The organism is Herbaspirillum sp. WGmk3, assembly GCF_023952535.1.
GTDB classification, from domain to species: domain Bacteria; phylum Pseudomonadota; class Gammaproteobacteria; order Burkholderiales; family Burkholderiaceae_D; genus Herbaspirillum; species Herbaspirillum huttiense.
In genome coordinates this window covers 1-271 of the sequence record NZ_JAKYWT010000065.1, presented here as the reverse complement: position 1 = coordinate 271, position 271 = coordinate 1, and the positions used below count along the sequence as shown (strand labels likewise).

Here is a 271-nt window from a genome sequence, read left to right as displayed (position 1 = left end):
GAGGAGGATCTCGGCCCTCATTACCCTCTTCGTCGCACCCGCCCTGGCCCTGACGGGCTGCTCGGGTTCGAGCAACAGAACCACCTCACTGAACACCTCGACAGCCACCCCGTCAGTCGGCACCGGTGCCAACATGTCGGGGTGCATCAAGTCTGGGGAGTTCGACAAGGACAAGGATTACTTCGGCGACAAGGCCACCTTCACCGGGGCCAGGAACGTCCACGTCAGCTACCACAAGTCCTACAAGGTTCTCACCCTCGGTGAGCAGGAC

Annotated in this window: 1 pseudogene; it reads left to right on the top strand. The window is 61.6% G+C overall.

From position 1 onward, the window contains the following. A pseudogene (locus tag MKD49_RS25955) lies at window positions 1-271 on the top strand (hypothetical protein); the annotation flags it as partial.